The sequence below is a fragment of the Blautia sp. AF34-10 genome (genome assembly GCF_003477865.1).
Taxonomy (GTDB): domain Bacteria; phylum Bacillota; class Clostridia; order Lachnospirales; family Lachnospiraceae; genus Fusicatenibacter; species Fusicatenibacter saccharivorans.
On the sequence record NZ_QUED01000022.1, the window covers coordinates 55,549 to 67,151 of the forward strand.

Consider the following 11,603-nt stretch of genomic DNA (forward strand, 5'->3'; position numbering starts at 1 on the left):
GCAAAACTTTTCTTCTGTAAGGTATTCAAAGGATATTTCCCTTTGCCGCCGCTATTGGAAAGCCAAAAGCAGCGGCTTTTTTACGCGATATGACCGAAAAGACTAGAAAGCAGGATATGTCATCATTTGTCATTTCTTCTCAATGTAATAACTGCATGGCATATCAAGCCAAATACAAGAGAAAAACAGCCACCGCCAAATAGTGATGCTCCCCACCCTGCACCCGACATTGTCATAAAACCGCCAACAAAGAAAATACCAATGCCAAGAAATATCCCGACACCATAAAAAAGTCCAATTGCCATATCATACTTATTAAATTGTCGTTTCTCTTTTTTCACATGTTTCCATTTTTGTTATTACCTCCTTCGCAAAATCGTCCATGTGGACTCCAAAAAGAAAACAAATTTTTTTCAACGTATTTAAATCGGGTTCATTAACATCTCTCTCCCAATTCGATAGCGCCTGCCGGGTAACATTCAATTTCCCAGCCAGTTCTTCCTGTGTCATTCCCGATTGTGTTCGCAGATGACGTATTTGCTTTCCTGTTGTAATATCCGTCTGTTTCTGGTTCAAAATGGTTCCTCCTCTCTGATGCTGATTTTATCAATGATATTTCGCAATAGCCAGCAATGAACGTTTGCATTGCGCAAGATGTTACATTATCTTCTGAAACATATGCCGGATCTTGTCTAAACGGCTGTTCGGGCGGCGTGGCTGAAACACAGGCTCGCCGGAAGTTTCCTGATACCCTTTTAATTCTGTAATGCAGACACTTCTTCCATTTGTATAAAAATTCAAATCATTTCTATATTCACCAATACAACGGGCAGGGATTTCCCCCTTAAAAATAACTTCATCTTTTTCAAGTCTGGTTGATTCAATGATTGCGCAATACTTTGGTGCGTCATTATAAGCCCGTGAAAGATATTCCTGCGGTGCAAAAAGGGTAAAGGAAAGGTATGGTTCCAACAGTTGTGTTCCTGCTTTTTTCAATGCCTGCTCCAACACGACAGGCGCAAGAAAACGAAAATCAGCGGGGGTGCTGACCGGGCTGTAATAAACTCCATAATCAAAACAAATTTGGCAGTCTGTCACTCCCCAGCCATATAAGCCCTGCTCCATTCCATAACGCACACCCTCCATGACGGCATTTTGAAAACTTTGGTTTAAATAGCCGAGAGATACCTCGCTTTTATATTGTGTTCCGCTTCCAACAGGAAGCGGTGTTACAGTCAAACCAATAGATGCCCAAAACGGATTCGGCGGCACTTCAATATGAATCGTGTAGCTCGCTTTTTTTTGCGGTCTTTCCAGATAAATAACCGAAGGCTCTTTCATAGCCACGCCCACATGATATTTTTCTTCTAATAGCGAACAAATAACTTCTAACTGTACTTTTCCCAAAAAAGATAATATAATCTCATGTGTAACAGTATCAATGTCAAAATGCAAAAGAGGGTCTGTATCAGCAATCTCTGTGAGGGCATTTAACAGGGCTTCCCTTTGCTCCGGCTTTTGCGGCTCTACCGTTGTCCGAAGTAATGGCATGGGATTATCAATCCGTGTTTTGTGAGGCAGGAGTTTTTCATTTCCCAGAATGTCGTTCAGTTTCAAAGTATCATCAGCTAAAATAACAATTTCTCCCGGACAGGCATGGTCAACCGGGACGATTTCACCATTTGACGGAATACACATTTCTGTAATCTTTATTTTTTCCTTTTTTGACAGCAGCAGGGTATCCCGTAAATGGAGCGTCCCATGATACAGGCGTAAATAAGAAAGCCGTTTTTTCCGCTCTGTATACTCAACCTTAAAAACATATCCACATAATTCAGACTGAATATCGTCTGTTTCTGTAATGAAAGTTTCTGTAATCGCTTCAATCAGTTTTTCTGTTCCTAAATTGTCTTTTGCACTCCCATGATAAACAGGAAACAAAGAGCAGCATCTGGTTCTTTTGCACTTTTCATATTGTAATTCCTGTATATCCAAAGAATCCTCTGCAACATATCGTTCTAATAGTTCATCGCTTCCGGAAATAATCATATCCCATTTGTCCAAATCAGAAATATCGGTCATGGTTATCTTTGGCGACAGGGAAACCTCCTGCATGACAATCATATCACTGGTAAGTTTATCTTTAATGCTTTGGTAAACACGCCGCAGGTCGATCCCATTTTGGTCTATCTTATTTATAAAGATAATTGTCGGAATGTCCATTTTCTGAAGCGCATGGAATAATATACGGGTTTGTGCCTGTACGCCGTCTTTTGCCGAAATGACTAAAACAGCTCCGTCAAGGACAGATAAAGAGCGGTATGCTTCGGTTAAAAAATCCATATGACCGGGAGTGTCCACGATATTGATTTTATAATCATTCCAGCAAAAAGAAGTAACCGCTGTCTGAATGGTAATTCCGCGCTGCCGTTCCAAAATCATAGTGTCTGTTCTTGTAGTTCCTTTATCCACGTTTCCTTGTTCCGCAATCGCTCCACTGGTGTACAGCAGGCTTTCCGTCAATGTTGTTTTTCCTGCGTCTACATGGGCGAGAATTCCAATATTGATTATTTTCATGTGATTGTCCTCCTTTTACAGCCCCAAAAGGGCATAAAAATCCCCAGCAGTAAAATACTTTTACCACTGGGGATTATAATTTGCGGACATACACATATACAGCATACACCTGTTTGTGATTGCTGTTTTTCGGATATGTCAAAATTGATAAGGCAAAAGTATTCTTAAATTGGGTACAAAAAACCAAGCCCCCACAAAAGGGACTATCATAATCCTTTGTTCCCACTATTTGATTATAGTTTTATTTAAGAATACCTTGCCGCATATTTTTTACTCCTTTTTTGGAATGATGCTATTATATCACATTAGTTTAGGAAAGAAAGTACCTAAAAGAAATTTTTCTTCCCCTTATATGTAACAATCATACCGACTTTCTGGCGTTCAGAATGGTTTCTGCTGTCTGCTGTGGTGTTTGGTTGGAATTGTCCAGCCAAAAGCCGATCCGTGGTGTTGTCTGCATAAATGTATCGTATAAGGTTTCAACCGTAAAGCCGGAATAGCCTGTTTTCTCCCTGTATCGTTCCCTTCCTTTTATTGTTTCCACATCTGGACAAAGAACGACAACCTCAACAGGGTATTTATGCGGCACAAAAAATATGTACATGTAACTAATTCAACATATTTATAATTTGAATAGGGACATTATAGCATTTACTAAATACAAATTCAATGTATACGGAAATAAAGATATAAGGAGTGGGAAGGATTCCGCCGTAGTCGGCATTGTAGGAAAATCCAAAAGTTTAGATTTTCCCACAATGCTTATCTTTTGGTCTTTGGTTCGGAATAGTGTAGTGCTGGCGGTCTATCTCTTGTTTTCGGTTGCTTGCTTCCTTACCGTACATGAGCATTGGCGCCGGGGTTGTCGTTGCCGTAACCTTCCAGCAGGTTGATAACGCCCCAGATACCGAGACCGGCACCGAGCGCGATAACGAGGGTCTGAAGAACGGTGATTGCCTGTTCAAAAAATGCCATATAGTTTGTTAGCCGGAATCTGATTAAAAAATAGGTTTGTCATGTTTCATAGGCATACAAAAGCCGGAACAATCTGCCGCCCGGTTTCCGGGGGGCATGATTCCGGCTGTCCTCCTTTTTCATTATTTTTTCTTGCGATTGTCCGCTTTGTACGCCAATGGCCCATAGAGGGCAGGTGCGGCGAATAGATAAGATCACTCCCTTCTAAAGCGGAACGAAATTAAGCGCCCTTTGTGTCTACTTCATATACATCGCAGACCTCATTGGGCTTGAGTTTCAGCCTTGCGGACAAGAATGCTTCAATATCAAAAGCGTTCTTGTCATCCGCGTCGGCAGTGTACTTGAAATTGGGGTGCTTGGTGATGTCGTACTTATCCGAAAGGAAAGGACGCACACCGCGCAGCTGGAGGATACACTTGCCTCCATCCATAACAGCAAGCTCATCCTGGCTCATCAGCTCTTTCCCCAATTTTTGATAGTTGAGTGAATGGGAGGTTTCCCGTCCACGGCTCTCTCCGGTATTGTAGGTGTCGATGGTTTCCTTGCCCAGCACGGCAGCCAGCTCTTTGAGGGTAGTCGGCTCTTTACCGCCCAGGAAGATGGATGTATCCATGTTACCGATGATGGTATCTGCGTTATCCTTATAGATCGCCTTGAGCTGACTCTGTGCCTGCAACACCAGACAGGCAGAGATTTCACGGCTTCGGATGGTGGCCACCAGCTTTTCCAGTTTCGGAATCTGCCCGATGTTAGCACACTCATCAATCAAACAGCGCACATGAACCGGAAGCCTGCCGCCATACACATCATCGGCCTTTTCACAAAGCAGGTTGAATAACTGGGTGTAGCACATGGAAATGAGAAAGTTAAAACTGTCATCCGTATCACTCATAATGAGGAACAGGGCCGTTTTTCTGTCTCCCAGCGTATCCAGTTCCAACTCATCGTAGGATGTAACCTCGCGTAGCTCCGCAATATCAAATACGGCCAGACGCGCACCGCAGGAAATCAAAATCGACTTAGCGGTTTTGCCAGAGACAAATTGTCAAGGACTTTTTCATCAAATTCACAAAAAAGCCACAAAAAAAGTGCCAGAAGCACCGTATGGCTCCTGACACCTCGTTTGATAGATTACATTTTTCCGTTCAGCAGGTCTTTGCAGAGATACGCATAGTCTGGCAGCTGGTTGATATATGGCTCCCAGCGCCGCTTGATTTCCGCCAATTCCAGCGGATCGGCTTTCTCCAGTGCATGATCGTTGCCTGTCATATATAAAACATCCGTAACGGATATATTCAGTTGCTTTACATGAATGAGCGTTTCCTGTTTACATTTTGGACAGAACAAGGGGAAATTCCTTAATTCCGTGTCAATTCGTATTTTTATTCGGGTTTTATTATGGCATATAGGACAACTAACCCAACTTGTCTCTTTCATCAAAATTACCCCGTAACTTGATGTTTCTTTGATATATTTTTTGTTAGTCTATAAAATACGAATATCAATCCAACATTAAGGATGATCATAAAGACCGGCTGGCTCATACCGAAATATGTTTTCATATCAGAAAATATACCGTTTGTATGAAGCATAAAAATCGGGCAAATTTCCTGCATTTTTTGTAAAACAGGAAGGCTATCATTAAAATCAAACACAACTGGCAAGAAGCAGATGACGCAAGAAGTAATAAGCGCTGTAACAGGAGAACTCATTTGAGCACTTAAAAACAATGTAATAGTTGTCAAGGCTACAATCCCAAAAATATTCAATATTACAGAGATAAAGAACATTTGCAAAAAGGTCAAATTATATATTGAAGAAGCATAATGTAATGAAGATTGAATGCTTACATTCCACCCCTGTAACCCATAGGTACAGCCATACAGAACTAAATTTAGCAGTAAATACAAGAGGTATGTGCCAATTACAACTTCCAAGGCCGCTATAATTTTTGAAGTTGTGAGTTTGGTTCGGCCATACCGAGCCGAATAAATAATGCTATCTGTATGAAGTGCATACTCTTCTGAGAAAACAGGAGATAGAGTGATTACAACAATTAAACATATCATTATGGACAAGATGCTCCCCATTCCAGATAATAGCTTATCCCAGCCATCACAATATCCTAAAGTCACAGTTGGACTATTTGGATATGCTGTTTCGAGTGACTTAAAACTACCATCAGAATTTGTCAAATATTCCAGAATCGCCGCTTGGTCACGATAAACATGAACAGCAGAAAAAGCAGAATTTTCATCTTGTCCAACAGTTGCTTGTTTTGCTTGGTCGATTTTTTCTTGCATAGTAAGTAATGTATTTTGAGAGAGTTTTCCTTCAAATATTTCTGCTACTTCCTTCCGTTGTTCAATGGCTGTAAAACCGCTTGCTAATGCCATTTTTTCAAGGTCATAATCATAGAAAACATTTTGATAATTAAATTGAAAAAAGAAAAAATAGGCAACGATAAGAACCACACCAGCTAAAAACAACATTCGTGTTTGCTTTCTCGAACATATTTTATTTCGTTCTGCTTTTATCATTTCATTCATGCTCGGATACCTCCGCAAAATAGTATAAATACAAATCTTCCAATGTTGGATCAACATTCCAAGCGGTTCTGCATGGTGCTTCTTGAGAAATAATCCTCAGCCGTTCTGCACCATTATTATGTTTCAGATTTGCTGTTACATAGTTCAATTCTAATTCTTCGGCCTCTTTTCGAGATACATCACATTCCCAAACACATTTTTCAATCGGCTTCAAAATTTCTTCTGGAGAACCATGTTGAATTAACTCGCCATTTTTCATAATCAGAATCTCATTTGCGATATATTCAACATCAGAAACAATGTGAGTGGACAAAATTACAATTCTATTTTCTGCCAAAGAACTAATCAGATTCCTAAACCGCACCCGCTCTTTCGGGTCAAGTCCAGCTGTAGGTTCATCCAAAATCAAAATACGGGGATCGTTTAGTAATGCTTGAGCAATTCCCAAGCGTTGTTTCATACCGCCGGAAAAAGTTTTGATTTTTTCGTTTTTCTGTGTGAGCAGATCAACAACCTGCAACAGCTCCATTGTGCGATTATGGGCTTTTTTAGGCGGCAGCCCCTTTATTGCAGAGATATACATCAAAAATTTATACGCTGTAAAGTTAGGATAATAGCCAAAATTTTGTGGCAGGTAGCCTAAGATATTACGATATTTCTCGCCCAAATCATGAATGTTTTTCCCGTTAAAAAAAATGGCTCCTTTCGTTTCAGTTTGGACATCGCAAATAATTCGCATCAAAGTTGTCTTGCCCGCACCATTTGCCCCGAGTAGACCATAAACACCATTTGTTAATTTTGCGCTGAAATGATTTACAGCTTTTTTTCTTCCATATTCTTTTGAAAGATCATTTATTGTAAGTTCCATATCAATTCTCCAATCATTTTTTCTTTTTTCAAGTACAGTTGAAGTGTTTTCCCTAATAGGATAATAGATAACACATAAAATCCAATCCATCCCCAGAACATAGACGCTTCAAATATAAATCGCTGATGGAGTACAAGAGAAAATGTTCCAGAAAGAAAAATCATACAAGCGATTAAATGATACAAGCTATCATTTGTCCTGCTTTTCGCACATATAAAAAGATAACAAGTGCAAGAAATATTAAATGGAATCAAACCATACAACACCATTTCAATCATTGATTTCTGGTAAATATATGCCATTGAAATTAAAATGACTGTTATTAGGAAAAGGTTGATTACTCCAATAATCAGCATACGACCTGCTACAATTTTTACCAGCGTTGTTCTACTAGACTGTTCAATTTCCCACATACCATAGATGTTGCTTTTAGATATTTCTATTGCACCTAATAACGCAAGGAATGGAACCATAACTGCAAGGATTGTCAATGGATAATAAAATGGAACCCTCCATTGGCCCAGGATACATGCTAATAATACTGCACATATAGTGAGTATTATTTGAACAATCCAGAAAGAAAGCGGCAGAAATTGAAGTTGGTTCAATATAATATCTCGCATTGAATTTTTATTGAATTCAGAACTATTCATGTAACTTTTTCCAGCTACGATTACTGCTTTAATTTTAGGTTCAGATGGAGCAGGCGTTTCACAACTCTGCAACCATTCTAATACACCATTTTGTTTTTGGGTCATACATTATCGCCTCCTCTAAAATCAGCCAAATATCGTTCCAGTTTTTTAATCCCCTGTTGGAGCCTAGATTTTACAGTAGAAACACTAGCTTTTGTAATGGTTGCAATCTCTCGGATTTTCAAATCATAATAAAATCGTAAAATGATGACCTCTTTTTGATAGTCCGGTAATGTGTTGATTGCATATTGAATTTGCGCTTTAAGTTCGTTAAGCTCAATTTTTTCAAAGGCATTATCAGTATCTTCTATATCTTCAAGAGTTTCTAAATCCATATACAGGGGTTTTGCTTTCTTAGTATAATTGTTACAGGTATTAACAGCAATCGTTAGCAGGTAGTTTTGAAATTTCCCGATCTTTCGTACTGATTGAATATTCTCCAACAATTTCAAGAAAACATCTTGTGTAATATCTGCGGCGGTATCTGGATCGCCGTTCAATCGCCGACAACAAAATAGATAAATTGACTGATAATATTTTCGGACAATTATCTCAAATGCATCTGTGTCACCCGACTGGATTTTTTTAATTAGTATGAAATCTTCGATACCGTGTCACCGCCTTCCATGTGTAAAACGCCTTACACTTAATATACAACTGAGTAACCCAAAAGGATTTAACTTTAGAAATTTTTCTTTTACTTTTTTCATTTCCCTTCTATTGTAATTCCTGTTCTTGAAAAATATAAGATGTAATATATGAATTATAAACTTCAATCAACCTGCATATAGCAACATTCCACGGGCAAAGTATGAATTATACAATGTAATAGGGTGATGCTATATGGCAAAGGTTGAAGATTGTCCCGGTTTTGAAACCTTCGGTGCAGATGTCAAAGCCGCACGAGAGGCAAGGCGTCTGGCACGAAAAACATTGGCAGAAATGGTTGGGATTGAATGGCGGTATCTTGCCAACATTGAGAATCAAGGTGCGATTCCGAGCCTGCCCGTGATGATCCAGTTGATTAAGGTCTGCGGACTTCCCGTGGAACGGTATTTTAACCCGGAGATCATGCGGGAAGAAAGCGATCAGCGGCAGCGGGTCAGCCACAAGCTGAAGCTTTGCCCTGAAGAATACCTGCCGATTATCGAAGGTGCCATAGACGGGGCGCTCAAAATGGAACAGACTGCGAAGCAGAAGGAGGACGCATAATCGCGGCCTCCTTCTGGCGTTTCTGTATCATGTTTCCCTGCACTTTTCCCAAAGTTCCCGGCACCTCTGCTGGATTTCTCCGGTTTCTGTCACAGTCAGGTCACGGTCATTTCCAGTAATCTTATCTTCCAGAAAGTTGGCGTATGTACCCAACAAAGCGTTCCGTAAATCCTCCGGGGTTTTCTGTATTTCAGCGCTGTACCAGTCATTCCGGTGGGGTTCCCATGCCATCAATGTATAACCGTGGCTGGTCTGAACCACCTCATACAGTGGATCATCATCCAGATATGCCTGAAACACTTTCAAAATCTTTTCAAAGGTCAGCATTTCCCGCACCTCCCATTCAGCTGCAAATCAGTTCCCTGATTAAAATTTCCTCAATCTGTGCCGTTAATGTGTTCATCAGCCCCACCCAACGCATAGGGTCACAGGCCTTCAGTTCTTCCGTGACACCCGCAGTCTCCATCATGTGAGGCAACATGGTGTCCACGCGCTCCTGCGCTGTCCGGTCAATCTCTAACAGGTGTGGATACAGCTTCTCGCTCATCAGCAGATGGTTGTAGAGAATGGGGCGATGTTCCTTTAGGTAGGATTTTCGCATTCTGCCGTACTTGCCGATAGAAGTTTCCGGCTGTTCAGAAAGTTTTAGGTTGGGTATATCATAATCTCCACAACGAATGTAAGTCAACTTACTCATATTCATTCTCCTTTGCTTCGTGATGATTAGACTGCTGCGCTGGCTGCTATGCTGCCTTTGCGTGGTTCTTCTTTCGGCAGCTGTCCGACAGTAGAAAAAACGCCTTTTTTCATATCCTCAGCCCGGATCAGGCTTTCTTAGCGTCCATTTCCGCTTTTTTCTTTGCCTTAATTTTGTCCTCATACCGTTTCTGTGCACCGCTGGCTTTCCGCTTCAAATAGTTCTGATGGAGCCTGTCCTTGCGTTCTTCTTTTTTCTGCAGTTCTTCCTGTTCCTCCGGGGTTAAAGGAACCGGCTGTAAGGATGGTGGGATATAGCGTCCTAAAAAATTGAAGTAGATTTCAATTTCCTGCGTGGTGTCCTGGCTGCCTTTTCGGGCGCGTTCGTGGACAAGGATTTTCTCTACAAACTCGTTGAGCATGGTGTTTGTCAGCGTGTCGAAATTCTCATACTTATCAATCAGGGCTATAAATTTCTCTGCGGATTTCTGGCTCTGCTCATAGCCGGTAACAGCCTTTTCCAGCTCCGCAATTTCAATCTCAAGTGCGTCCTGCTCTTTGGCATACTGTGCATCAAGCGCCCTATATCGTGCATCCGGCAGCTTGCCGAGGGCATTGTCCTCATAGATTTTGCAAATCAGTTTTTCCAGTTCTCCGGCTCTCTTTTGAGCAGCAGCCAGACGCCTGCGCTTTTTCGATATATCGGCACTCTGTTGAGCAACCTGCGTTTCCTGAACGGTGTGAATAAATTCCGTCCGGTCATTTCTGGAATATTCAGCGATAGTCCGGAGCGTGTCGGAAACCAATGTCAGAACAGCGCTCTCATTGATACGGTGTTGAGTGAGGCATAGTGTCCCACACGGAATTTTGGTATAATTGGAACAGGTATATTGAGAAATCCGCCTGCCATTGTTGGTGCGATGGACATACATCTTGCCGCCACAATCGGCACAATAGAGCAAACCTGTGAGGGGAGCCGCTTCGCCCCAGCCGTTTGGATAACGCCGTACATTGCTGCGGATTTTCTGCGCCAAATCAAAGGTCTGCTGGTCGATAATGGCTTCATGGGTATTCTCAAAGATCGTCCATTCATCCTCAGAAACATAGTGGCTTTTCTTGTCCTTAAAGTGCTTGCGGGTCTTGAAATTGATGGTATGCCCTAAATACTCTCGTTTTTTCAAAATGTTCACGATGGTAGATGATCCCCATCCATAGGGGTCTTTGACCGGCTTTGAACGGTTCACACCTTCGTTGAATCGGGCAAGGTGTACGACAGGAATTTCAATCCGGTCTGCGGACAACTTGCAAGCGATCTGATAAGGCCCATATCCCTCCAGCGTGAGGGAAAAGATACGGCGTACCACTTCGGCGGCTTCCTCATCTACCAGCCAATGTTCCCGCTTTTCATCCCACAAGTAGCCGTAAATCACGGTGCCTGTCAGGTGCTTACCACTCATGCCTTTTGACTTAAACACAGAGCGGATTTTCCGGCTGGTATCACGGGCGTAAAATTCATTCATGATGTTGCGGAACGGGGTAAAATCGTCATCACCTTTCAGACTGTCTACACCGTCGTTGATGGCAATCAGACGAACACCACGCTGCCGCAAAACCTCCATAACCTGACCGACCTCAGATAGTCGCGTCCTAACCGGCTCATGTCCTTGATGACGATTGCCTCTACACGCCCTGCCTCCACTTCCTCCATCATCGCCAAAAATCCGGGGCGGTCAAACCGGGTGCCTGAGATACCGTCATCTGTAAAATGCGTAGGATTTGGCAGCCCGTTCCGGCGAGCAAAATCCTCCAACATCTGTTTTTGGTTGGATATGGAATTGCTCTCGCCCTGTAACTCATCGTCCCGGCTCAGGCGCTCGTACAGTGGGGTGATTTTTTCGTTTCTCATAGCTGTACCTCCTGAAAATCGAGTAGGAGGGAAATCTGAGTGATTTCCCGACCTCTCACACCACCGTGCGTACCGTTCGGTACACGGCGGTTCAGTCAACTTAACAAGTAACACACCTTTCGGTG

At 42.0% G+C, this 11,603-nt stretch carries 10 protein-coding genes and 4 pseudogenes; 1 reads left to right on the plus strand and 13 read right to left on the minus strand.

What is annotated here, in order from left to right:
* Positions 1 to 122 precede the first annotated feature (122 nt).
* The 10 genes and pseudogenes from DWZ60_RS13100 to DWZ60_RS13145 all read right to left on the minus strand — a co-directional run bounded on the left by DWZ60_RS13100 (position 123) and on the right by DWZ60_RS13145 (position 8,272).
* Positions 123 to 576 (minus strand): annotated as a pseudogene (locus tag DWZ60_RS13100) (helix-turn-helix domain-containing protein).
* An 81-nt stretch (positions 577 to 657) separates the two neighbouring features.
* Entirely contained in the window at positions 658 to 2,577 is a 1,920-nt protein-coding gene (gene tet(32) / locus DWZ60_RS13105; protein ID WP_002602099.1) for a tetracycline resistance ribosomal protection protein Tet(32), read from the minus strand.
* Positions 2,578 to 3,411: 834 nt separating this feature from the next.
* The gene (locus DWZ60_RS13115; protein WP_007037419.1) at positions 3,412 to 3,552 is read right to left on the minus strand and encodes a Maff2 family mobile element protein; all 141 of its coding nucleotides are present in this window, start codon (positions 3,550 to 3,552) and stop codon (positions 3,412 to 3,414) included.
* 220 nt (positions 3,553 to 3,772) lie between these two features.
* Positions 3,773 to 4,597 (minus strand): annotated as a pseudogene (locus tag DWZ60_RS13120) (VirD4-like conjugal transfer protein, CD1115 family); the annotation flags it as partial.
* A gap of 86 nt (positions 4,598 to 4,683) precedes the next feature.
* On the minus strand, positions 4,684 to 4,821 hold the full coding sequence (locus tag DWZ60_RS17555) for a hypothetical protein (RefSeq protein WP_199669423.1): 138 nt from the start codon (positions 4,819 to 4,821) through the stop codon (positions 4,684 to 4,686).
* 15 nt (positions 4,822 to 4,836) lie between these two features.
* Positions 4,837 to 4,989, minus strand: a pseudogene (locus DWZ60_RS13125) (cysteine-rich KTR domain-containing protein); the annotation flags it as partial.
* A gap of 5 nt (positions 4,990 to 4,994) precedes the next feature.
* Positions 4,995 to 6,101 carry a hypothetical protein gene (locus DWZ60_RS13130; RefSeq protein WP_016300381.1) on the minus strand — a complete coding sequence of 369 codons (1,107 nt, stop codon included), beginning with the start codon at positions 6,099 to 6,101 and terminating at the stop codon, positions 4,995 to 4,997.
* On the minus strand, positions 6,094 to 6,969 hold the full coding sequence (locus tag DWZ60_RS13135; protein WP_117505414.1) for an ABC transporter ATP-binding protein: 876 nt from the start codon (positions 6,967 to 6,969) through the stop codon (positions 6,094 to 6,096). Before DWZ60_RS13135 ends, DWZ60_RS13130 begins: the two co-directional genes overlap by 8 nt.
* Positions 6,954 to 7,727 (minus strand): hypothetical protein, encoded by a 774-nt coding sequence (locus DWZ60_RS13140; protein WP_016300379.1) that lies wholly within the window; start codon positions 7,725 to 7,727, stop codon positions 6,954 to 6,956. The genes DWZ60_RS13135 and DWZ60_RS13140 overlap by 16 nt, the downstream gene beginning before the upstream one ends.
* Complete coding sequence (locus DWZ60_RS13145) at positions 7,724 to 8,272, minus strand: RNA polymerase sigma factor (protein WP_031276249.1); 549 nt, start codon at positions 8,270 to 8,272, stop codon at positions 7,724 to 7,726. Before DWZ60_RS13145 ends, DWZ60_RS13140 begins: the two co-directional genes overlap by 4 nt.
* A gap of 235 nt (positions 8,273 to 8,507) precedes the next feature.
* On the opposite strand from DWZ60_RS13145, the gene DWZ60_RS13150 reads away from it, so the two are divergent.
* Complete coding sequence (locus DWZ60_RS13150; protein ID WP_117531887.1) at positions 8,508 to 8,876, plus strand: helix-turn-helix domain-containing protein; 369 nt, start codon at positions 8,508 to 8,510, stop codon at positions 8,874 to 8,876.
* Between the two features lie 27 nt (positions 8,877 to 8,903).
* Here the strand turns inward: DWZ60_RS13150 and DWZ60_RS13155 are convergent, their stop codons facing one another.
* The 3 genes and pseudogenes from DWZ60_RS13155 to DWZ60_RS13165 form a co-directional block, all read right to left on the minus strand.
* Positions 8,904 to 9,203 (minus strand): hypothetical protein, encoded by a 300-nt coding sequence (locus tag DWZ60_RS13155; protein WP_117531888.1) that lies wholly within the window; start codon positions 9,201 to 9,203, stop codon positions 8,904 to 8,906.
* Between the two features lie 16 nt (positions 9,204 to 9,219).
* Positions 9,220 to 9,573 carry a TnpV protein gene (locus tag DWZ60_RS13160; protein ID WP_117531889.1) on the minus strand — a complete coding sequence of 118 codons (354 nt, stop codon included), beginning with the start codon at positions 9,571 to 9,573 and terminating at the stop codon, positions 9,220 to 9,222.
* Between the two features lie 26 nt (positions 9,574 to 9,599).
* Positions 9,600 to 11,478 (minus strand): annotated as a pseudogene (locus tag DWZ60_RS13165) (DUF4368 domain-containing protein).
* Between the last annotated feature and the right edge of the window lie 125 nt (positions 11,479 to 11,603).

Bases quoted from the DNA above. Each gene is read 5' to 3' on its own strand.
- DWZ60_RS13140 (WP_016300379.1), bottom strand. From the start codon at position 7,727: ATGACCCAAAAACAAAATGGTGTATTAGAATGGTTGCAGAGTTGTGAA.
- DWZ60_RS13115 (WP_007037419.1), bottom strand. From the start codon at position 3,552: ATGGCATTTTTTGAACAGGCAATCACCGTTCTTCAGACCCTCGTTATC.
- DWZ60_RS17555 (WP_199669423.1), bottom strand. From the start codon at position 4,821: ATGACAGGCAACGATCATGCACTGGAGAAAGCCGATCCGCTGGAATTG.
- DWZ60_RS13160 (WP_117531889.1), bottom strand. From the start codon at position 9,573: ATGAGTAAGTTGACTTACATTCGTTGTGGAGATTATGATATACCCAAC.
- DWZ60_RS13135 (WP_117505414.1), bottom strand. From the start codon at position 6,969: ATGGAACTTACAATAAATGATCTTTCAAAAGAATATGGAAGAAAAAAA.
- DWZ60_RS13155 (WP_117531888.1), bottom strand. From the start codon at position 9,203: ATGCTGACCTTTGAAAAGATTTTGAAAGTGTTTCAGGCATATCTGGAT.
- DWZ60_RS13130 (WP_016300381.1), bottom strand. From the start codon at position 6,101: ATGAATGAAATGATAAAAGCAGAACGAAATAAAATATGTTCGAGAAAG.
- DWZ60_RS13150 (WP_117531887.1), top strand. From the start codon at position 8,508: ATGGCAAAGGTTGAAGATTGTCCCGGTTTTGAAACCTTCGGTGCAGAT.